Raw genomic sequence first — 21,214 nt, forward strand, 5'->3', positions numbered from 1 at the left:
GACGGGTGGTGATCGCGCCCGGATCCCGGCGCCTGCCTGTGGCTAGACTGAGGGTCCCGTGAGCGATCCTGACGCTCATTCGAACCGGTGAATGGATGCGTCCGTGAGTTCGCAATCGGTGTCCGCATCGGCGGTGACCGTGGTCATCCCCGTGTTCGACTCCGGCGCGACGCTCGCCGAGACGCTCGACTCGGTCTTCGCCCAGACCTACGCCCAGACCCGGATCGTCGTCGTCGACGACGGATCCACGGATCCGCAGACACTCCAGCTGCTGGACGAGCTGCGCACCGACGATCGGCTTCAGGTGATCCGGCAGGACAACGGGGGTCCGGCTGCGGCGCTCAACGCCGGCATCGCCGTCGCCACCGGAGCGTACTTCCTGCCGCTGGGCAGCGACGACCGGATCTCCCCGACCTACGTGGCCGAGGCGGTCGCCGTGCTCGACGCGCAGCCCGATGTCCCGCTGGTGTACTCGCGGGCGGAGTTCTTCGGCCGGTTGTCCGGACCGTGGCGTCTGCCGGATTTCGACTGGACCGAGTTCCTCGTGCACAACCAGATCTTCGCAGCGGCGCTGTTCCGCCGGGACGACTGGGCGGCGGTGGGGGGCTACGACGAGACCATGCGGCGGGGAAGAGAAGATCATGACTTCGTCCTGCGCGTGCTCGGGCGAGGCGGCGTGCCGCATCGCCTTGAGGGAGTGCACTTCTTCTACCGTATCGGAGACGCCGGATCGGTGAACTCGCGGATGACGCGCGACGACCTGATCGCCGCGCACTCGCGGATCCTGCGCAACAATCTGCAGACCTACGCCGACCACGCGGAAGACCTGTTCACGTTCATCTTCCGGCAGCACGACCAGATCCAGGACCTCAAATACCGCTACGCACTGCTGGAGCGGCTCCGCGTGCGATTCCCCCGCGCGATCGGCGTCGCGAAGAGCATCCGGAACGCACTGCGTCGCGTCTGGCGGACGCTCTCGTCCCGCGCTCGGCGCGTGGGCGGACGCTCGTCGAGGTGACCGTGCCCGCCGCGGCCGGCCGAAGCCGGGGCGCAGCTCAGCGCCCGCCGGCGGCGATCGTCGCGAGGTGGGCGACGCGCTGGGCGGCGACCTCCTCGAACGGCACGAGCGCGTCGAGCGCGCGCGTGCGCACGGCATCGAGGTCGGCAGGACGCAGGGTGCGGATCCGCTCCGCGATCGTCGGCGCGTCCGGTTCCGCCCAGCCCAGTCCCTCGTCGTCCGCGAGCCTGCGCCAGGTGGTGTTGCGGGCGCCGACGACCGGCACCCCGCTGCCGAGCGCTTCGTAGTAGGTGCCGGACGGGTCGCCCTGCGGGTAGGGGAGCAGTGCTAGGTCGACGTGCTCGCGCACGTACGCCGTCCACTCCGCGAAGGCCAGGAACCCGGCGAACCGCACGTTGCCCGGCGCACGGCGCTGCAGCTCCGCGCGCTGATCGCCGTCCCCGAGCACCACGAACTCGACCTCGGGCATGAGCGCGGCGACGTCGAGCACCGTCCGCGGGCCCTTGACCGCCGTGATGCGGCCGGAGAACGCCACCCGCAGCGGCCGCCTTCCGTCCCAGGTGTCGCGTGTGCGCGCGAGGGCGAGATCGGCGGCGCGGATCCGATGGTCCCGGAATGCGAGCGGGCTCGGGCTGAGCCGTGCATACGCGTCCCATGCGGCGAGGCCGTTGCACTGCAGCCCCGCGGCGGAGGAGGCCATCGCGCGATACTGACGTTCGCGCCGGAGCTGCCCGACCGAGATCCGTGCGCGGTCGAGGCCGGTGTGCGCGGTGAGGTGCTGCTGATCCGTGCGGATGCGGCGGGTGAACTCGGCCGTGTAGACGGTCGGCGCGATGGCCGTGAGCCACGCGAACTCCGGCCGGTGCAGCGCGAGCACCACGTCCGGCGACAGTGCACGGACGGTGTCGGCCGAGGGCTGCTCGGTGATGACGCGCACTGCCGGCGTCTCCGCGGGCGCGGCGTTCGCCCCCGCCGGAGCGACGGTGACGACGTCACCGGGCCACGTGACGGCGAACTGCGAGAGCCCGTCGACGGCCTTCGCGTCGAGCGGACCCGGCGAGACGTAGAGCAGACGCATGCGACCATCGTCACACGCGGGAGGTCTGCGGCGCGATCGGTAAGCTCGCACCAGGGGCAGGGGATCGGTTGCCCGAGTGGGGTGAGGCCATGCGCGAGATTGCGCGGCAGGTGCGGGAGGCGACCCGCCGGGGAGATCAGGACGCCGTGGTGCGGCTGATCGGCACGCGCTCGGTCGACCTGTGGTTCGCCATGCCCCCGGACGAGCTGTCCGGAGTCATCGCGCAGATTGCTCCCGAGCGGCTGCGACTCAACCCGGTGGCCTCGCTCGTGGCGCGCATGCTGGCACCCGTGACGACCGAGAAGCCGGACTCCGCGGGGGCTCTCCCGCACACGCCGGATCTGCCGGCGCACCTGCATCGCTGGCACGTGCTGATCGATGCCGCGCAGGCGCGGGTGATCGGCGAGGCGGGCACGGCCTACGAGATGCTCGCCGTGCTGCCCGACGTCACGGATCCGATCCCGACGGTGATCGATCCGAGCAATGGGATCCGCAGCCTCTATCTCAAGCAGGCCGCGATCGCGGCGGCGCTCGACGGGCGGCTGCACGAGGCGCTGTCGCTCTATGCACGGGTGCTGCGCGTGCCGTTGCGAGCAGGCTTCGAGTTCTTCGCCCGGGAGGCGCATCTGCGCTCCGCATTGATCCACGGCCTCTGCGGCGACCCCGTCGTGGCTCAGGCGCACCTGCGCGAGGCGCGGGAGCTTCCCCGTTCGGACAGTTGGGTGGAGCGGTCTCTGGACTCCGAGCAGACCCTCGTCGTGACCATGCTCGATGCCGACAGCGACCCCGGCACGGCGTTCGAGCGCGTCCTGCAGCTCACCTACGGTCAGATGGGCGAGATCTGGCCGTTCCACCTGCTCGCGCTGCAGCGCCTCGGTGTGGTCGCCGAACGCCGCTCCGAGTCGCGCGCGCGACTCGAGTCGCTCGTGGCCGCGGGATTCGGTGCGACCGGATCCGGTCTTCAACGGTCGGCGCCCAGCGCTCTGCTGGCGCTCGAATCGCTCCTCAGCGGCAACGTCCCGCGGGCCAAGCAGGAATGGCAGGAGGTGGACGACCGCTCCTGGCCGATCTGGTTCATCGGGACCATGATCGCTCTTGCCTCCGGCGCGTCGCGGACCGCGATCCGCGATCTCACCGCGGTGAAGTCGATGACGAAGGGGCTGCGCCAGGCCGAGCGACGGCGAACCCTGCTGCTGAGCCTTGCGCACTGTCTGACGGAGGATCCGGTGGCGGCCACGACGGCCGTCGATCACCTGTCCGACCTGAACCCGCGCTCGGAGTCGTACGAGGCCGGCATGTTGCGGATCCTCGCTCCGGGCGTGTTCGCGCGGCTCGCGGAACGGATTCCGGGTCTGCTGCCGGCGGGCTTCCTGCTCGCCGACACCGGCGTGCTCGAGGCGCCGAGCCTGACGCGCAGCGAGGCGGAGGTGCTGGCCGGGCTCGCCCGGGGCGAGACCCGTGATCAGATCGCACAGGCACTGTTCCGGTCCGTGAACACGGTCAAGAGCCAGCAGCGCTCGTTGTATCGCAAGCTCGGCGTCACATCCGCGGCCGAGGCCGTGCGGCACGCGGCCGAGTCCGGGTATCTCTGAGATCCACCGGTGTTCTGCTCGCCGTCTCGCCACAGGGTGAACGCGGGGGTGATTTTCACGCAGTGTCTACCAATTGCTCGGAACGTGCGCTTGAGTGGACCAACCGACGATCTCCCGAGGTCGTCGGTGTTGTGGGAATCGGTCCGGCGCGGTGCATGCCGCGGCCTCCGCCGATTCCGCCCTGGGGAGGGCTCAGAAGGGGAGAACTGCGCGTGCAGAGGAATGCAGCCGGCGGCAATCGGCGTGCCGTCGCGGAGTGGTGGGACGTCGCGAGCATCCGCGACTCGGCGATCGAGGTCGGCTGGGACATCGTCGACTCGCCGCAACCGCCGCGGATCCACGTCAACAGGATCGGCGGGGTGTCGGCGTTCGCGACCAGAATCCGTGCCACGCCGATGACAGCGCGGTGGGCGCATCCGCGGCAAGGAGGGGAGCCCCGCTGGCGCGCGATCCTGATGGTCGAAGGCGAGGCCGAATTCTGCTTCGGCGGCCGCCACCGGCTCGTGCGCGAGGGCGAGCTGATGATCGACGATCTGGACGCGCTCGAGTTCCGGAGCGCCCGGCCCACGACCATGCTGTCCGCGTCGGGGCCATGGCACGAGCGGATCGGTGCCGGGTTCGGACCAGCGGCGTCGCCCGCGCGGGTGCTGCGGCCGTCGGCCGTGTCCGCGTCCCTGTTCACCTCGGTGCTGAATCAGGGCATCGCCGCGAGGTTGAGCTCTGCTGACTCCGCGTTCGCCGCCTACTGGCGCACCGTCGAGCACGCCGTCGCCTATCTGGCGCAGTCCGGCGGCAGCTGGATCCCGGACGGGCTGTCGCCCGCCAACGCGGAGCTCTACCGGCGCGCGCTGACGTTCCTGGAGCAGAACTACCATCGGGCCGACCTCTCCATGGCGCAGATCAGCGACGGAGCCTTCTCCTCGGCGTCGAGCCTGTTCCGCGCGTTCCGTGCCGCGGGTACGACACCGAGGGCTGAGCTGCGGCGGCTGCGGGCAGCGGCCGCGCGCGAGCGGATGGAGCTCGGCGGGCCCGACGTCGACATCGTGGCCGTCGCACGGACATCCGGGTTCCCCTCAACGGCCGCGATGCAGGCGGCGCTGACAGGGCGGAGCCGCGGCAGCGCTCAGCCGACTCCAGCGGGCGGGGTGTGAGGCTCCTCCGCGCGCAATGCCCGGCGCAGCGCCCTGCTCGTGCCGAAACCCGACGCTTCCGCCGCGGAGGCGATCGCCGCAGGTGTCGGCAGCAGAGGCAGCAGTGCACGAGCGTGCGCGATCCGCGTGTCCATCAGCACGCGGCGTGGTGACGTGTCCTGCTCCGCGAACGCGCGGTGCAGCCAGGGCTTGGACACGTCGAAGTGCTCGGCGAGTTCCGCGACCGTGAACGCCGGATCCGCGTGCCGCTCCTGGATCACGGCGAGGGCGCGCTCATAGAGCGTGACGGGACTGGCGAGGGCAGCGCGAGCGCGCAGCGTGCTGCCGAGCAGCGACGACACGGCCGAGTCGATCGAGGCGAGCCAGGCGGCGAAGCCGAGGTCTGATTCGTCGAGGCGCTGCTCGAACGTGGTGTTCACCATCGCGATGAGCAGACCCACGAGCTGTGCGGGAGGCCTGCTGGCCACCGGCACGTCCTCGCGACGCTGCCCAGCGCGGAGAATGGCGGTCCACCAGTGCGACACGTGGATCGCTGCGATCGACGCGTCGGCTTGCATCGATTCGGAGAGCTGCCGGTCGTAGATCAGCAGAGTTCCCGGCTCGAACGAGTGCGGTGCGCCGTCGATCGTGAGCACCCCCCTGCCCTCGACGATGAGGGTTGCGGTGAAACGGCCGTTGTCGGGTCTCGCCTCCTTCGCGACGGGGCGTAAGAGCAGCGGAGTGTGCCACAGGCGGGCCAGTGCGAAACTGTCCGTACTCAGGAGGTCGCCGCCGACCCGCAAGGGGACGGCGGCCTCATCGACGACCCAGCCGAGGCCGGCGAGGAGCGCGCGGGCGGCGGCGTCCTGCGTGTCGAGTCCGTGGTCGATGCGCATGGTCGCGGTGCGTCCGCTCCTCCTTCCCAGCCGTCAGCGGAAGCGGGATCCCACCATGCCACGGCGTCGGACGTATTGGCTGAATGCCTGACGAGAGGTGGTAATCCAGCGTCACAACGGTGTCGGATCGACCGAAATGTAAACCGACAGGCGCGCGGATTGCCGATATCCCGGGTGGGTTTCGTCCGGGACGCCGAGTGCCCGGACGATGGTGAGAGGGGGCCGCGTCGGATCCTCGCTGGGGGGATCCTCGCTGGGGCGAGGGTGGATGGCGATGCGGATGAGGATGAGCAGCGACGAGGGCCAGGTCGCGGTGGGAGCCGCCTGGAACCTGTCGGTCATCCTCGCGGCGGCATACGTGCCGCAGGGACCGGACCTCGACCTCGCCTTCGACCTGGAGACGGGGGAGGCGATGCCGTTCGGGGGCCCCCGGGCGGGGTGGATGATGGACGATTCTGGGGAGATATCGATCAATGGTTGACGTCGAGCAGCGCAGGACGATCAGTCGCCGTACGGTGACGAAGGCCATGGCTTGGGGGGTTCCGGCGTTGGCGCTCGCAGCGCCGGTGCCGGCTTTCGCCGTCTCCACCCCGCACAACGCCCTCGGAGGCGTGTTCTATGTGACGAGGCTGAGCAGCGGCACGGTCACGTGGGACGGGAGGACGTCCAACGGCGGCCAGCTCTTCGTCTCCGGGACAGTGCATCAGCAGACCATCACGAGCATGAGCCTCCGGTTCGGGTCGACCAAGCCGGTCACAGGCTGGACGAAGTCGGGCGGCGGGAACTGCTGGACCCTCCCCGCTGCCGACGGCACGCTGGTGTACGGCGGCGTCAGCTACTACATGTACAAGTCGACGTACACCTGCGCGTTGCCCGCGGCGGTCGACGGGGACACCCCGGTCGACTCGAACTTCTACTGGTCGGGCACCGTCAGCAACCCCACGCAGCTCATCACGCAGCGCATCACGCGGGTGTCGCAGCCTCCCGGCTACGCCGCTCCAGGCACCACCATCACCTGGATCCGCAACGTCGCCAACATCTGACCCGAGCACACAGAGGACACGCCATGAGTGACACGTACCCCGCGCCGATCGCCGACCCGCAGACGGCACAGGATCCCTCCGCTGCACCGGACTCCGGGGCTTCTCCCGAGCAGCCGGTCGCGATCGGCACCGTTCTGCCGAACTGACCGTTCGTCGGGGCGCTGCCGCACTCCGTGGTCTGCTCCGACGGCAGATCGCCACTTCCGCCCGCGCGGTTCAGGTGACATACTGGTTGTGCACGCAGGAGAATTCCGGTCCAGCGTGCTCGCTCAAGGTCTGCTGGGGATTCGAGCGATGGGACAACCGGAGGAGCGATGCATCATGTCTGAACTCGATCAGCCGAAAGGCGTCAGCCGCCGCACGGTGACCAAGGCCATGGCGTGGGCAGTGCCCGCCGTGGCGCTGGCCGCCCCGATACCCGCTTTTGCGACGTCGGGTCCGCCACCGCAGGTCACCTTCGGCAGCGCCTGCAAGAACGCGGGCAATTCCTGCCACATCCCGGACGCGAAGCAGAGCTATGGCGTTCCCGTGACCGTGCAGAACGGCAGCCTGCTGGACATCTGGATCTGCGGAGTGACGATCACCGCGCAGACGCCCGCCAGCCCGATCTTCTCGCCGGCGACTTCTGTGACGCTGCCGCTCAAGGTACCGGCGGGGCAGACTGCCAACCTCTTCTTCTTCGGGCAGAGCACGGCCAGCGGCAACATTCTGAATGGTTCGATCTCGTTCGCAATGTCCTGGGGTCACGCCGCCGACTGCAGCGATCACGACCACTCGCCGATCCCTGTGACCATCACCTGGGCCAGCACCCCGCCAGGATGCAACTGCTGACGCTCCTGATCGCTGGATGAGTCCACCGGCTTGATAGCCGAGGGACTCCGTCCGCTTCCCCGCGCCTCGATGCGATAGTTTGCAGGCGGCGAGAGGAGCGGGATGGCTGCCGTGCGAGGCGAACGACTGATCGTGCCCGATGTGCTGCGGGGTGTCGCGATCGTGGCGATGCTCATCGCCCACGCGGCTCCGCTTCTGCCGCAGCTGCCCGGCGCCGTGCGTTTCGTGGTCGGCAACGTCAACGACGTCGCGTCGCCGTTGTTCGCACTGGTGATGGGCATGTCCGCACAGCTCGTGTGGAACTCTTCGCGTCGCACCGGAGCGACTCTGCTGCAGCAGGGGATCCGTGGCCTGGTGCTGATCGCGCTGGGGTTGTGGATGGCGACCTGGGGGTCGTGGGTGGTGATCGTGCTGTGCTGCCTCGGTCTGCTGCTGATCGTCGGCGTGCCCCTGCTCCTGCTGCGTACGCGGGCCTTGGCGGTCGTGCTGGCGATCGTCGTCGTGATCGGCGCTCCGTTGAACGAGCTCGCCCGCGGGCAGATTGTTCCGATCATGACCTCGAACGTCGTGGTGCGGAGCCTGGCCGACTGGACGGTGCTCGGTCATTCCTATCGGCTCACCAATCTGCTGCCGTTCTTCCTCCTGGGGGCCTTGCTGCTGCGCGCCGGGCTGCGCCGGGATCGCACGATGTGGATCATGCTCGCGATCGCGCCGTTCGCGTACGCCCTGCGTCCGGTGCTCGAGAAAGGGCTGCACGTGCCGGCGGCCGTGTCCGGCAGCTACCCGGACACCCTGCACGACGTGGGCCTGGTGTTCGCGACCTACGCGGTGATCGTCGTGCTGGCGACGCTGCCGCGGCGCAGCACTGTCGTCGACGGCGTCTTCGCGCCCGTGCGCGTCTGGGGGCAGCTCGCCCTCAGCCTGTATCTGCTGCACGTGTGGATCGTGTCGCTGTGGATGGGATCGATCGGCTGGCCGACCGCGAACGTGCCGCTCGCGTGGGCGAGCATCGTCATCCTGCCGCTGGTGGTCGCGTGGCTCTGGTGGCGCTTCGTGGGCACCGGTCCGGTCGAGTGGCTGATGGGTGCCGTCTCCGGACGCCCGAAGCCGCTGATCGTGAGGCGCCGCTCGGCGGTCACAGCCCCGACCAGCGGGTGACCGGCCACAGGATCACGACGGCCTTGCCGACGATCTCCTCGGATCGCGCCCAGCGCCAGCAGCCCGCGTCCGGCGCGGTGCGTCCGCGGCACTGGATGGCGCCGTCCGACGAGTTCGAGCGGTGATCGCCCATCACGAGGTACGAGTTCTTCGGGACGGTGACCTCGGGCAGGCAGCGGGGTGAGGCCGGCGTCGTCGTGCAGTCGAGCGTGCCGGGCTGGAACGGGAAGTCCTGGAAGACGTACGGCTCGGCGAGCGGTTTTCCGTCCACGACGAGCTTGCCGTCGGCCGAGCAGCATTTCACGGTCTGCCCGGGGCCGGCGATCACTCGCTTGATCAGCGTATGCGGACCCGACGGGCCGAAACCGGTGACCTCGCCGAGCCAGCGCAGCACCGCCTTGATCGGGTTGTCCGGCGGTGCGGACGTCGTGTCCCATCCGGACCCGGCGTCGAATACGACGATGTCTCCCGTATGCGGCGTCGCCCCTCCGACATACGCGAGCCGGTTGACCAGCACCCGGTCGCCGACCTGAAGGGTCTGCTCCATCGATCCGGACGGCACCCAGTACGGCTTCGCGACGAAGGACAGGATCAGCCCGAAGACCACGAACGCCGCGAACAGGTGGAACCAGGCGCTCCCCGTGATCCGTCGCCACAGCGGCCGTCCGGAGGCAGGCCTGCGGGCGTCGGGTGCGTCAGCGGTCATGGGATCCATCATGCCGTCGGATTCTTCGCAGGTCGCGCGGCTTTTGTCGCGTCCGGTACGATCAAGAGCAAATTGTGACATCGCCCTCGCCGGGGTGACATCAGCGAGGGGGAACCGCCCACATGGATCTGCGTGACTATCTTCGGGTCTTCCGTGCCCATTGGCTCGGAATGGTCGTCATCACGCTACTCGGCGTCGTCCTCGCCTTCGGCTGGACGCTCCTGCAGCCGAAGGTCTACTCCGCAGACGCCTCCGCGATCGTGCAGTCGGCCGTCAGCACGGACGCCGGCGGATCCGATGCCAGCAACGCGGTCGTGGGCAACACCCTGGCCAACGGCCGGGTGAAGACCTATGCCGCACTGGGCTCGTCCCGTTCGGTCGCCGAGGGCGTCATCAAGGATCTCAACCTCCACACGACGTCGGACGAGCTCGTGAAGCAGGTGTCGGTGAGCAACACCATCGACACCCTCACGCTCAAGGTCACGGCCGACGCCGCGACGCCCGAGAAGGCCCGCGACCTCGCGGAGGCCTGGGTGCGTTCGATGGGCGCTGAGGTGAACCGGCTGGAGAGCGGCGACGCGGCGAAGAAGGGTGTGGTCTTCCTCAGCCCGGTCGATTCCGCCCGGCTGCCGGACAGCCCGTCGTCGCCGAACACCAAGCTCGCACTGGCGCTCGGCGCCCTGATCGGCCTCGCAATCGCGGTCGGCTACGGCCTGCTGCGCTACACGCTCGACCGCCGGATCCGTTCGGTCGAGCAGGTGGAGCGCGAGACCGGTGTGGCCGTCGTCGGCACGATCCCCGAAGAGAAATCCTTCACCGCGGACAACAGGCTGCTGCCGTTCGACGGCGGCAACAGCAGCAGCAGCGAGGGGGCGCACCTGTTCGGCATCGCCGAGTCGATGCGTGAACTGCGCACCAACCTGCAGTACATGGACGTCGACAACCCGCCGCGGATCATCGTCGTCACGAGCCCGCTGCCCGGTGACGGCAAGTCGACGATCGCCTCGAACCTCGCCGTGACTCTCGCTTCCAGCGGGCAGCCCGTCGTGCTCATCGACGGCGACCTGCGCCGTCCCATGATCGACACCGTGTTCGGCCTGCCGCACGGCGCCGGCATCTCGGACGTGCTCGCCGGTCGTGCCACGATCGCCGAGGTCGCGCAGCGCTTCGGCAACGGGCAGCTGCTCGTGGTGACTGCCGGCAAGGTGCCGCCGAACCCGAGCGAGGTGCTCGGATCCGCCCGCATGCGCGAGCTGCTCAAGTCGATCGCCCGCGAAGCCATCGTCGTCATCGACGCCCCGCCGCTCATCCCGGTCACTGACGCCGCCGTGCTCACGCACAGTGCCGACGGCGCGATCGTCGTGGGCACGGTCGGCAAGACCAAGTACGAGGTGCTCAGCAAGGCGCTCGGCAACCTGGAACGGGCAGGCGCCCGTCCGCTCGGCATCGTGCTGAACCGGGTGCCGAAGCGCGGCAGCGGTGCCGCCTACTACGGCTACCAGTACCACGGCGACTACTACCGCTCCGACGACGACCTGGGTCTGCCGTCCGGGAATGTGCGTGACGGATCCGTCCGCCGGCGGGAGACCGCGGAGACGGCATGACGGCGTCCCGCGCGGACACGCCTCTCGTCGTGAGCGCGTTCGGGGTGCGGGTCCGCCTCGACTTCGCCGAAGACTTCGCTGCCGACGCGGCCGCGCGGATCCGTGAATCCTGGACGGGTGCACAGGTCGTCTATGACCCAGCGGAACCCGATGAGACGATCGTCGTCACGCCCGAAGGCGATCTCGAGGCTCTCGCCGAGCTGCTGACGGTGAAGGTCACGCTCGCGGCGCTGGAGCGCCGCGGTGGTGAGCTCATGATGTTCCACGCCTGCGGTGTCGCGGATCCGGCGGGGCGCGTCGCCGCGTTCGTGGGTCCGTCCGGGCGCGGCAAGACGACACTCAGCCGGGCGCTCGGCGCGCACTACGGGTATGTCTCCGACGAGACCGTCGCCGTCGACCCTCAGCTGGCCGTGAGCCCGTATCGCAAGCCGCTGTCCGTCGTTCGACCGGGAATGCCGAAGGAACAGGTCTCGCCCGGCGGCGCCGGGCTCCTGCCGGTGCCGGAGGGGCCGCTGCTTCTGAGTGCGCTCGTGCTGCTCGAACGCGACGCCGACCACCCGGCGCCCACGATCGAGCCGGTCGCGTTCCCCGAGGCCATTGCGGAGATCGCGCCGCAGATGAGCTATCTGGCCGAGCTGCCCCGCCCCCTGCAGACCCTCGCGACGCTGTGCGATCGGATCGGCGGCGTCGTGCGGCTCACCTATGCGGACGCCTCGACGGTTCCCCCGATCGTGCCGGCGCTGCTCGATCATGAGCGCGTGCACGAGGACTGGGAGCCGGCGGGGATCGACGTCGTGCACCCCGAGTTCGATCTGTCCGATGTCACGGACGCGATCCGCTGCGGTGACCGAGTGGTCGTGCTCGCACACCGCTGGGTCAGCGTGCTCGACGGGATCGCCCCGGTCATCTGGGACGCGCTGCGTGCCGGTCGGAGCACGGGCGAGATCGTGGACGACGTGGTCGCGCACTTCGGGCACCCAGAGCAGGGGGACCCGCACGACCTGGTCCGCACCGCCATCGATCAGCTCGTCGACGCGCGCGTGCTGGTGCGCAGGGGCTGAAGCATCGACGCGCTGTCGCGACGATCAGCGTGACGGCGGGCGGATCACGCTCGGGGAGGGCAGGCCCTCCGCGTGCAGTGCCCGGCGGAGCTGCAGTGCGCTGGAGAAACCGGCGTGCATGGCGATCTCCGCGATCGTCAGCACGGCGTAGTCGGAGTTGCCCAGGAGCGACTCGGCCAGTTCCACACGCATACGCCGCAGAGCCTCGCCGGGGGTCGTGCTGATCCGGGCGAACGCGCGCTGCAGATGGCGCAACGAGACATGCAGGTCCGATGCCAGCTCCGCGATGGTGTACCCGGGATCCTCCCGGCGCATCAGCATCGTGGAGCGGGCGCGATCCACGAGCGAGGGCTGCCCCGGGTGCGGCAGGTTCACCGAGTAGATCTCGAGCAAGGCGCCGAACACCATCTCGGCGAGCAGCCGCTCGATGGCGTAGCGCGAGATCGACGAGGACTCCTCCGTGCTGCGGGCGATCGCGAGGGTGAACGCGCGGAAGGCGGAGACCATCGGCGTGCTGTTCAGGGTGACCGGCCGCAGCGGCTGATCGTTCGTGAAGTCGCGCAGCGTCTCCAGCGGCACCCACACGGCGACGACCTCGACGGGGCGGCTCCATTCGATCGTCTCCCCGGACTGCGGAGGGACGAAGATGCCGATCGGCAGCGCGGTGCCGTCCCGTGCCTCTCCGATAGGGAACAGCAGGGCAGCCCGCGGGTGGTGCGGAGAGGAATCGCCGCGCCAGGTCCAGCGCGGCGCCTGCGGCCGATGCACGGTGACCAGGATCGATCGGAACGTGCGCGCGCTCACCAGACCGGCGTGGTGCGAGGACAGCCCGAGGTGGCTTTCCAGCAGTCGGGCAGGGGAGGTGGGGCTCACGCAGAACTCTTTCGGACAAAGGGTGCGGCCATGCTATCGCCTTGGCTGATGGCGATGATCGACGGTGACACGGTCAGCGGACGGCGGCGCGGACCACCCTTTCGACGTCGTGCAGCGCGGGCAGCAGCTGCGCGGCCGACTCCTCGTACACGGTGAACGGTCGCCGGTAGGGATCGATCACATCCTCACCCTCGCGGTGCGGGGACGCGCCGCCGCGCAGCGCGGCGATCGCCTCGACGACGGCCACCAGGCGGGCCCGCGGATCCGTGCCTGCGGTGTCGGCGATCCGGCGCACCTCCGTGTCGTCCAGCGACTGAGCGAGTCGGGCGAACTCGCGTACCGGGAAGATGCGGTGCAGCCGGCGCGGAAGCATCCGCACCGCGTAGTCGCGCTGCTCTGCCGTCATCGTGAGGATCAGGTCGGCATCGTCGAGCAGCGGCTCGGTGAGCAGCCGGGCGCGGTGCGCCGACGCCTGCGCGGGCTCGACGCCGTGGGTGCGGGCGAGGCGCTGCGCCGGTTCGGTCATCGCCTCGCCGACCAGGCCGTGCGTGCCCGCGCTGTGCACGCGCAGGTCGAGCCCCGCGAGCCGCGTGCGCAGCAGCGCCTCGGCGAGGGGAGAGCGGCAGATGTTCCCCGTGCACACGGTGAGCACGGTCGGCTGAGCGGAGACCGGTGCGGCCGAAGCGGCGAACATGCCGGCCAGCGACCCGAAGGCGGCGCCGCCGTGCGCGGGCGTGTGATCCACCGATCCGGTGCCGGGTTGCGGATCGAAGGGAGGTTCGAGGTGCGCGCCGGAAGCCGCCGCGATGGCTGCGGCGTCGCGACGCTGTCGGAGTTCACGTCGAGTGAGCGGTAGGGGGGAGTCGCCGCGCGGTGCCCCAGGTGCCGTCGGGTCGGTCATGACACCAGGGTAGGGGCGGGCAGGGCCTCCGCGCATCCGGAAGTCGCGCCGATCAGCCCGCGTGCGTCCGATCCTCGATGTATCTCAGCAGCACGCCTTCGCGCAGCGCCCACGGCGACACCTCGAGCTCGGCCACATCCATCGCGGTCATCGCGGTGTGCAGCACGACGGCGGCCGCGACGATCTGGAAGGTGCGGTCCGGGGTGATCCCGGGAAGCTCCTGCCGGGCGGACGCAGGAAGGCGCGCGAGACGCGGGATCCAGGATCCCAGCGACGCCCGAGGCAGCAGCATCCGCTCGGATCCCGGCCAGCCGGATGCGGGATGGCCGACCAGCCGGGCCAGCGACCGGATGGCCTTGGAGGATCCGACGACGTGGTCGGGCCGGGGCAAGGCGGAGAACCGTGCGGCCACGGGGACGAACAGCTCCGCGGCGTACTCTCGGAGCCGCTCCACCGCGTCCTCGCCGGGCGGGTCGTCGGGCAGGAACATCAGCGTCGAGCGGCCCGCGCCGAGCGGCACCGAGGCGGCCATCTCGGGAAGCTCTTCGGATCCGGCCGCCATCTCGAAGGATCCGCCGCCGATGTCGAAGAGCAGGATCTGCCCGGCCGCCCAGCCGAACCAGCGCCGCACGGCGAGGAAGGTGAGCCGGGCTTCGGTCTCGCCGTCCAGCACCTGCAGCGGCTGACCGAGCACGGCCTCGATGCGCGCGATGACCTCGGGGCCGTTCGCCGCCTCGCGGACGGCGCTCGTGGCGGTGGCGAGCAGCTCGTCGACGCGCTCCAGCTCGGCGATGCGGCGGGCCTGAGCGACGGCGGCTTCGAGCGCCTGCACGCCCTCCTCGGCGATCGCGCCGGACGGAGTGAGCATCCGCATGAGCCGCACCACGGTGCGATCGCTCGTCGTCGCCAGCGGCCGACCTCCGAGGTGCACGTCGGCGGCGAGCAGGTGAACCGTGTTGGATCCGATGTCGAGCACTCCGAGACGCACGGGGAGAGACTACTCGCTGCCGTGCGCTGCCGTGCGCTGCCGTGCGCTGCCGTGCGCTCGCCTGACGCCAGATGCCCGTCCCGCGGTGCTCGCCTGACGCCAAGTGCCCTTCCCGCGGCCCTCGTGGGGCGTCTGGCGACAGGCGAAGCGGCAGGTGGGCCGTTACGCACGTGTGGCCGGGTGCGAACACCCGGCCACACGTGTCGGCCAGGGCCGACGGAAGAGCTTCGCTCAGTTGCTGGAGCAGAGGACGAGCGTCGCGTTGACGCCGCCGGTCGCTTTGGCGGTGGGGCCGGCGACGAAGCCCGACGGCAGCGTGAGCGTCGCCGACAGTCCGAATGCGACCGAGATCGACAGCGTCGTACGGAAGGCGGCCGTCGCGCCAGCAGCCAGCGGGGCGGTCAGCGTGATCTGTGCCGAGGTCGGCGAGAGGACGTTGACATTCGCCGTGCCGCCGGTCACGGAGAAGACGCCGATGTTGGCGATACCCGAGCCGGTGATGTTGATCACGGTGCCTACGGGGAGCGCGACCGCGCCCGCGGTCAGGGTGAAGCCGGGGCCGAGGACGCCGAGGACGCCACAGGTGCCATCGAGGGAGAAGTTGCCGACGTTGGTGGCGGTGGACGCGGCGGCGAGCGGGGTCGCGGCGGCGACGGCGATCACGGGAACCGACCACGCGGCGCCCTTCACGAGGCTGCGGCGGCTGACTCCGCGGGCGGGGGACGGGGTGGTGTCTACCATGACGTATCTCCGGTTTGTTTGATGCGGGTTCGCTGTTCCTGAGAACGGCGGGCCGTCACCAGGAAGAGCGGCCGATCGCGCGTGGGGTCGCACGGTCGGCTCTGGTCTGTCACGCCCAGAGTGGCCGTCGCCCGCATCGCGCGGACGGGGCGAGTCGCCTGCCGATCGACGGAGGGCGTGTTCTGATCGCCGCCGCTGCCGTGCGACGTCCGGCGCTCGCCTGACGCCAGATGCCCGTCCCGCGGCCCTGGTGGGGCGTCTGGCGACAGGCGAAGCGGTGGGTGGGGGCCCCGGGGCCGGTGCCGCTGAGCGTCGCGCCGTTACGATGGAGCCCGTGAGCTCCGACACTCTGGCGCCGCTGTCCCCGTACCGTCGCATCGACCGTGCGGACTGGGCGCGCCTCGCCGCCGACCTCGACCAGCCGCTCAGCGAGACCGAGGTGGTCGGGATCCGCGGTCTCGGCGACCGACTCGACTTGAACGAGGTCAAAGAGGTCTATCTGCCGCTGAGCCGGCTGCTCAGCCTGTACGCGACCTCGACCAAGCGACTGGGGGAGGCGACGAGCCGGTTCCTGGACGAGACCGACGAGACCACGCCGTTCGTCGTCGGCGTCGCCGGATCCGTCGCGGTCGGCAAGTCGACGATCGCCCGCCTGCTGCGCGAGCTGATGAGCCGCTGGCCGGGCACGCCCCGCGTCGAACTGGTCACCACCGATGGGTTCCTGTACCCCAACGCCGAGCTCGAGCGCCGCGGGATCATGGACCGCAAGGGCTTCCCGGAGTCGTACGACCGGCGTGCGCTGATCGAGTTCCTGACCAAGGTGAAGAGCGGCGCCGACGAGGTGCGGGCGCCGTTCTACTCGCACATCCGCTACGACATCGTCCCCGATGCGCATGTCGTGGTGCGCCGGCCCGACGTGGTCATCGTCGAGGGGCTGAACGTGCTGCAGCCGCCGCCAGCACCCAACGACGTCGCCGTCAGCGACCTGTTCGACTTCTCGATCTACGTCGACGGCGATCTCGACCACATCGCGCAGTGGTACGTCGACCGCTTCCTCGCGCTGCGCCAGGGCGCGTTCACCAATCCGTCCTCGTACTTCAACGTGTTCGCGCACCTCACAGACGACGAAGCGGTGGCCACCGCGATGGGGTACTGGAACGAGATCAACCTGCCGAACCTCATCGAGAACGTGATGCCGACCAAGCACCGCGCGACGCTCGTGCTGAACAAGGGCGCCTCGCACGCCGTGGAGTCGGTGCTGCTGCGCAAGCTCTGAGCATTCCTTCAAGATTTTCATATCCAACGGGCGTACTGTTCTCCCGCTGGTTCATGGCCACCCGTTTGCGCGGGGAGCACTCACAGAAGGAAGGCAATGGGAATCTCTGCGGATTTCGGCAGAGTTCTGCACAGGCTGGGGGAGCAGCAGGACGAGACGCTCGTCATCGTGAAAGTCGGTGAGGTGCTTGCCTCACAGTATGAGTTCGACAAGGGCGAACGATGGGCTTGGGGCTCATCGGAGAGCGGGTATGAGGAGGGCATCGTCGGCGTTCTCGTCGCGGACGCGCCGTTCACGCTGTGCACTCCGGACGGCACCACGCGGATCGTTCCGCCCGGCACGTTCTGCTTCGTGCACCCTGACTTCCCGATCCAGACGGTCGGGCGCAGTCGCGGCAGGTCCCTGGGCGCGTGGATTCCCCGGGAAGCGCTCGACGCGAGCGGACTGAACTTCCCCGTCGTCAGCATGGCGCTGCCGCGCGGAATCCTTGCCGACGGCGTGCGCGCCTTTCTCTCCGCCCTGCTCGCCGGGCCCGTGGACGACTCGGGATCCGCCCAGGCCGAGTACCTTCTCACGGAGATGGTCGTCGGGCTGCTCGCCGACGCCGTCGCCGGTCGGCCCCGCCGACGACCCTAGGCGGACTCGCGCCTGGGATACTGGCCGGATGGGGACTCCGTCATGACCGCCGCCTGGACCGTCGGGCCGACGCTGATCATCGCTGCCGTGCTGATCGCGAGCGGCATCGCCAAGCTGCGCACGCCCGATGACGCCGCCGGCTGGGAATCGCTCGGGATCCCCGCGGCGCTGCGTCAGGGCTGGCTGATCCGGGTGCATCCGTACGCCGAACTGCTGCTCGCCGCCGTGCTGCTGTTCGTCGGCGGCCCGCTCGGGATCGCCGCGGCCGTCGTCGCGGTGCTGCTGTTCGCGGCGTACCTGGCGATGGTGTGGCGGGCGAAGCGGAAGACACCCGACGCCTCCTGTGCGTGCTTCGGCGAACGCCGCCCGATCACCACCCGCACGCTGGTGCGCAACGCCTGGCTGCTCCTGGTCGCGCTCGCCTCCGCCGTCACGATCGGATCGGCGCCGCTCTGGGGAGGCATCGCGCGCGCGGCCGTTCCGGAGTGGGCGTGGATCCTGGTGCTCGCGGTCGCCGCGGCCACTGTGATCCTCGTGCGGGAACCCGGATCCGCCCCCGCGGTCGCCGCACCGGCGGGCGCAGTGGCCCGTTCCTCCGCCTCGCTCGACGACGACGAGCTCGAGGACTATGTCCGCACCCGCACGCCGGCGGTCCCCGTGCAGCTCGGTGACGGAACGACCGTGAACCTCCGGGATCTCGCCGCCCGGGAGCCGATCCTGCTGCTGGCCGTCTCGGAGACCTGCGGATCCTGCACGCCGGTGATCGAGAGCGCGGAGGCATACCGGAAGCTCCTTCCCGAGGTCTCGGTGCGACTGCTGGTGCAGAGCACCCCGGAGGCCAGCGCGCTCACCTCCGCCGAGGAGCCGCAGACCCTGCACGACCCGCACAAATACGTCAGCGGTTCGATCGCCGACCCCTGGTTCACGCCGACCGCCCTGCTGCTCGGCAGCGACGGCATGCTCGCCGGAGGCCCCGTGCTGGGCGCGCAGGAGATCGCCGAGTTCGTGGACGACGTGTACGAGAGCCTGCACGGGGAGCGTCCGCCGGCGTCCTGAGGGGGGTCGGGTCGGGTAACCGGGCTTTCGTATGGATCCTGCGCAAAAATGCCCCCGTACCCTGGAACGCATGTGTGGAATCGTCGGATACGTGGGGCCGCGCCCCAGCCAGGACATCCTGCTCGCAGGTCTTGCCCGTCTCGAGTACCGCGGCTATGACTCCGCCGGGATTGCCGTCATCGGCGAATCCGGATCCCTGGGCATGCGCAAGAAGGCCGGCAAGCTGCAGATGCTGCGCGACTCGCTCGCCGACGCTGCCCTCCCCGACGGCACGACCGGCATCGGGCACACCCGGTGGGCGACGCACGGCGGCCCGACCGACGCGAACGCGCACCCGCACCTCGCTGACGACGACAAGCTCGCACTGATCCACAACGGCATCATCGAGAACTTCGCGCCGCTGCGCGCCGAGCTCGAGGCCGAAGGCGTGACGTTCCGCAGCGAGACCGACACCGAGGTCGCCGCGGCCCTGGTCGGCCGCGAGTATCGCCGCACCGGCGACCTGACCGAGGCGTTCCGCGCCGTCGTGAACCGCCTCGAGGGCGCGTTCACCCTCCTCGCCGTGCACCAGGACCAGCCGGGCCTCGTGGTCGCCGCCCGCCGCAACTCGCCGCTCGTGATCGGGCTCGGCGACGGCGAGAACTTCCTCGGATCCGATGTCGCCGCGTTCGTCGAGCACACCCGCCGCGCGCTCGCCATCGGCCAGGACGAGATCGTCGCGATCACGCCCTCCGCCGTGACCGTCACCGACTTCGCCGGCAACCCCGTCACCTCCGAGCCGTTCGAGGTGTCCTGGGACGCCGACGCCGCCGACAAGGGCGGCTGGCCGAGCTTCATGGCCAAGGAGGTCGCCGAGCAGCCGGAGGCCGTGGCCAACACGATCCGCGGGCGCATCAAGGACGGCGCCGTGGTCATCCCCGAGCTCGACGGACTGGACGACCTGTTCCGCGGCATCGACCGCGTGATCATCACCGCGTGCGGCACCGCGTCCTTCGCGGGCATGGTCGGCAAGTACGCGCTCGAGCAGTGGGCGCGCGTGCCGGTGGATGTCGAGCTCGCGCACGAGTTCCGCTACCGCGATCCGGTGATCGGCGCGCACACGCTGGTCGTCTCGATCAGCCAGTCCGGCGAGACCATGGACACGCTGATGGCGGTCAAGTACGCCCGTGAGCGCGGGGCGCGCACCCTGTCGATCTGCAACACGCAGGGCGCGACGATCCCGCGCGAGTCCGACGCGGTCGTCTACACGCACGCGGGGCCGGAGGTCGCGGTCGCCTCGACCAAGGCGTTCGTCGCCCAGATCACGGCGCTGCTGCTGCTCGGCCTGCACATGGGCCGGGTGCGCGGATCCCACACCGACGGATCCGGCGCGGTCGCCGAGCTCGAGGCCCTGCCCGCCAAGATCTCCCGCGTGCTCGCGGAGGAGGAGGCGCGCGTCGCCCAGCTGGCCGGCTGGATGGCCGACACCCGTTCGGTGCTGTTCCTCGGTCGCCACGTGGGCTACCCGATCGCGCTCGAGGGCGCGCTCAAGCTCAAGGAGATCTCGTACATCCACGCCGAGGGCTTCGCCGCCGGCGAGCTCAAGCACGGGCCGATCGCGCTCATCGAGCCCGGCCAGCCGGTGTTCGTGCTGGTGCCGTCGCCGCGGCACTCCGCGCTCCTGCACGCCAAGGTGGTCTCGAACATCCAGGAGATCCGCGCCCGCGGAGCCCGCGTGATCGTGATCGCGGAGGAGGGCGACGCGGCCGTGCTGCCGTTCGCCGACGAGGTGATCCGGATCCCGCTCGCCGAGGCGATGTTCGAGCCGATCCTCGCGGTCGTGCCGCTGCAGATCTTCGCGATGGCGCTCGCCACGGCCAAGGGCCTCGACGTCGACCAGCCCCGCAACCTGGCCAAGTCCGTCACCGTGGAGTGACGCGGCGCCGTTGGTCCGGTCCCTGAGCCTGTCGAAGGGCCTGGCTCTGTTCGTCCGGTCCCTGAGCCCGTCGAAGGGCCTGGCGTTGCGCTCACTGCACGGGTTGTTGTCGAGTGCACGGGAAATGTGCGTGAACATGCCGTGCAGTGGGCAGGATCCGGTGCACTGGCGGCGGACGGATCCGCTTCCCGGCTTAGGGATCGGCGCAGGATCGGCACACGCGAGGGAGGCGGGGCGCCCCGCTAGGCTGAATCGGTGATCATCGGCACCGGCATCGACCTCGTGGACATCCCGCGGTTCGAGCGCACGATGGCGCGCACGCCCGGCCTGATGCTGCGGCTGTTCGCGCCGTCGGAGCACGGGCTGCGGCTGCCGTCGCTCGCAGCGAGATATGCCGCGAAAGAGGCGCTGATCAAGGCCCTGGGCGGATCCGAGGGCGTGCACTGGACCGAGATCGAGATCGCGTCGGAGCCCTCGGGGCGCCCGTACTTCGTGCTGAGCGGATCCACCGCCGAGGCCGTCGCGGCCCGCGGCATCACCACGCTGCACTTGTCCCTCACGCATGACGCCGGCCTCGCCGCCGCGCACGTGGTGGCCGAGGCCCGCGAGCGATCCACCCCCGCGTCCCCCGGATCCGGCCCCGACATGTTCACCCCTTCTGACCGCCGAGACCCCCTCCTGGATGCGTCGCTGCGGGAGGGTGCGGGCGCT

At 70.1% G+C, this 21,214-nt stretch carries 21 protein-coding genes and 1 pseudogene; 15 read left to right on the forward strand and 7 right to left on the reverse strand.

Annotated elements, in window-relative coordinates; translation table 11 throughout:
* Window positions 1-103: 103 nt before the first annotated feature.
* Window positions 104-1,018 carry a glycosyltransferase gene (locus ABD882_RS10675; RefSeq protein ID WP_345186784.1) on the forward strand — a complete coding sequence of 305 codons (915 nt, stop codon included), beginning with the start codon at window positions 104-106 and terminating at the stop codon, window positions 1,016-1,018.
* Window positions 1,019-1,055: 37 nt separating this feature from the next.
* On the opposite strand, the gene ABD882_RS10680 is transcribed toward ABD882_RS10675, so the two are convergent.
* A complete protein-coding gene (locus ABD882_RS10680; protein WP_345186785.1) occupies window positions 1,056-2,096 on the reverse strand; it encodes a glycosyltransferase in 1,041 nt (346 codons plus the stop codon).
* A gap of 89 nt (window positions 2,097-2,185) precedes the next feature.
* On the opposite strand from ABD882_RS10680, the gene ABD882_RS10685 reads away from it, so the two are divergent.
* Window positions 2,186-3,688 carry a helix-turn-helix transcriptional regulator gene (locus tag ABD882_RS10685; RefSeq protein WP_345186787.1) on the forward strand — a complete coding sequence of 501 codons (1,503 nt, stop codon included), beginning with the start codon at window positions 2,186-2,188 and terminating at the stop codon, window positions 3,686-3,688.
* A 212-nt stretch (window positions 3,689-3,900) separates the two neighbouring features.
* On the forward strand, window positions 3,901-4,839 hold the full coding sequence (locus tag ABD882_RS10690) for a hypothetical protein (RefSeq protein WP_345186788.1): 939 nt from the start codon (window positions 3,901-3,903) through the stop codon (window positions 4,837-4,839).
* On the opposite strand, the gene ABD882_RS10695 is transcribed toward ABD882_RS10690, so the two are convergent.
* Window positions 4,812-5,714 carry a helix-turn-helix transcriptional regulator gene (locus ABD882_RS10695; protein WP_345186789.1) on the reverse strand — a complete coding sequence of 301 codons (903 nt, stop codon included), beginning with the start codon at window positions 5,712-5,714 and terminating at the stop codon, window positions 4,812-4,814. The two genes, ABD882_RS10690 and ABD882_RS10695, sit on opposite strands and share 28 nt — an antisense overlap.
* Window positions 5,715-6,000: 286 nt before the next feature.
* Here ABD882_RS10695 and ABD882_RS10700 point away from each other — a divergent pair, with 286 nt between their 5' ends.
* From ABD882_RS10700 to ABD882_RS10720, 5 genes are all read left to right on the forward strand, one after another.
* Window positions 6,001-6,195 carry a hypothetical protein gene (locus tag ABD882_RS10700; RefSeq protein WP_345186791.1) on the forward strand — a complete coding sequence of 65 codons (195 nt, stop codon included), beginning with the start codon at window positions 6,001-6,003 and terminating at the stop codon, window positions 6,193-6,195.
* A gap of 46 nt (window positions 6,196-6,241) precedes the next feature.
* Window positions 6,242-6,757, forward strand: a complete 516-nt coding sequence (locus tag ABD882_RS10705; protein WP_345186792.1) for a hypothetical protein — start codon at window positions 6,242-6,244, stop codon at window positions 6,755-6,757.
* 23 nt (window positions 6,758-6,780) lie between these two features.
* Window positions 6,781-6,903, forward strand: a complete 123-nt coding sequence (locus ABD882_RS10710) for a hypothetical protein (protein WP_345186793.1) — start codon at window positions 6,781-6,783, stop codon at window positions 6,901-6,903.
* Window positions 6,904-7,078: 175 nt separating this feature from the next.
* Window positions 7,079-7,588 (forward strand): hypothetical protein, encoded by a 510-nt coding sequence (locus tag ABD882_RS10715; RefSeq protein ID WP_345186795.1) that lies wholly within the window; start codon window positions 7,079-7,081, stop codon window positions 7,586-7,588.
* A 102-nt stretch (window positions 7,589-7,690) separates the two neighbouring features.
* Window positions 7,691-8,746, forward strand: a complete 1,056-nt coding sequence (locus ABD882_RS10720) for a heparan-alpha-glucosaminide N-acetyltransferase domain-containing protein (protein WP_345186796.1) — start codon at window positions 7,691-7,693, stop codon at window positions 8,744-8,746.
* Here the strand turns inward: ABD882_RS10720 and lepB are convergent.
* Complete coding sequence (lepB, locus tag ABD882_RS10725) at window positions 8,724-9,452, reverse strand: signal peptidase I (protein WP_345186797.1); 729 nt, start codon at window positions 9,450-9,452, stop codon at window positions 8,724-8,726. The genes ABD882_RS10720 and lepB overlap by 23 nt on opposite strands.
* Before the next feature lie 122 nt (window positions 9,453-9,574).
* On the opposite strand from lepB, the gene ABD882_RS10730 reads away from it, so the two are divergent.
* Together ABD882_RS10730 and ABD882_RS10735 are read left to right on the forward strand one after the other, a co-directional pair.
* Window positions 9,575-11,056: a tyrosine-protein kinase domain-containing protein gene (locus tag ABD882_RS10730; protein WP_345186799.1), complete on the forward strand. Its 1,482-nt coding sequence runs from the start codon at window positions 9,575-9,577 to the stop codon at window positions 11,054-11,056.
* The gene (locus ABD882_RS10735; RefSeq protein ID WP_345186801.1) at window positions 11,053-12,117 is read left to right on the forward strand and encodes an ATP-binding protein; all 1,065 of its coding nucleotides are present in this window, start codon (window positions 11,053-11,055) and stop codon (window positions 12,115-12,117) included. The genes ABD882_RS10730 and ABD882_RS10735 overlap by 4 nt, the downstream gene beginning before the upstream one ends.
* 24 nt (window positions 12,118-12,141) lie before the next feature.
* Here the strand turns inward: ABD882_RS10735 and ABD882_RS10740 are convergent, their stop codons facing one another.
* From ABD882_RS10740 to ABD882_RS10755, 4 genes are all read right to left on the reverse strand, one after another.
* Window positions 12,142-12,990 carry an AraC family transcriptional regulator gene (locus tag ABD882_RS10740; protein ID WP_345186802.1) on the reverse strand — a complete coding sequence of 283 codons (849 nt, stop codon included), beginning with the start codon at window positions 12,988-12,990 and terminating at the stop codon, window positions 12,142-12,144.
* Between the two features lie 73 nt (window positions 12,991-13,063).
* A complete protein-coding gene (locus tag ABD882_RS10745; protein WP_345186804.1) occupies window positions 13,064-13,891 on the reverse strand; it encodes an arsenate reductase/protein-tyrosine-phosphatase family protein in 828 nt (275 codons plus the stop codon).
* Between the two features lie 52 nt (window positions 13,892-13,943).
* Complete coding sequence (locus tag ABD882_RS10750) at window positions 13,944-14,879, reverse strand: Ppx/GppA phosphatase family protein (protein ID WP_345186805.1); 936 nt, start codon at window positions 14,877-14,879, stop codon at window positions 13,944-13,946.
* 231 nt (window positions 14,880-15,110) lie between these two features.
* A complete protein-coding gene (locus tag ABD882_RS10755) occupies window positions 15,111-15,620 on the reverse strand; it encodes a hypothetical protein (RefSeq protein WP_345186807.1) in 510 nt (169 codons plus the stop codon).
* Window positions 15,621-15,945: 325 nt separating this feature from the next.
* Between ABD882_RS10755 and coaA the strand changes: the two genes are divergently transcribed.
* From coaA to ABD882_RS10780, 5 genes and pseudogenes are all read left to right on the forward strand, one after another.
* The gene (gene coaA / locus ABD882_RS10760; RefSeq protein WP_345186808.1) at window positions 15,946-16,896 is read left to right on the forward strand and encodes a type I pantothenate kinase; all 951 of its coding nucleotides are present in this window, start codon (window positions 15,946-15,948) and stop codon (window positions 16,894-16,896) included.
* A gap of 96 nt (window positions 16,897-16,992) precedes the next feature.
* Window positions 16,993-17,532 carry a hypothetical protein gene (locus tag ABD882_RS10765; protein WP_345186809.1) on the forward strand — a complete coding sequence of 180 codons (540 nt, stop codon included), beginning with the start codon at window positions 16,993-16,995 and terminating at the stop codon, window positions 17,530-17,532.
* A 42-nt stretch (window positions 17,533-17,574) separates the two neighbouring features.
* Window positions 17,575-18,588, forward strand: coding sequence for a MauE/DoxX family redox-associated membrane protein (locus ABD882_RS10770; protein ID WP_345186812.1), 1,014 nt, complete (start codon window positions 17,575-17,577; stop codon window positions 18,586-18,588).
* 70 nt (window positions 18,589-18,658) lie between these two features.
* Window positions 18,659-20,503 carry a glutamine--fructose-6-phosphate transaminase (isomerizing) gene (glmS, locus tag ABD882_RS10775; protein WP_345186815.1) on the forward strand — a complete coding sequence of 615 codons (1,845 nt, stop codon included), beginning with the start codon at window positions 18,659-18,661 and terminating at the stop codon, window positions 20,501-20,503.
* Between the two features lie 255 nt (window positions 20,504-20,758).
* Window positions 20,759-21,106 (forward strand): annotated as a pseudogene (locus tag ABD882_RS10780) (holo-ACP synthase); the annotation flags it as partial.
* Window positions 21,107-21,214: the final 108 nt, after the last annotated feature.

The sequence above is a fragment of the Microbacterium panaciterrae genome (assembly GCF_039541635.1).
GTDB classification, from domain to species: Bacteria; Actinomycetota; Actinomycetes; order Actinomycetales; family Microbacteriaceae; genus Microbacterium; species Microbacterium panaciterrae.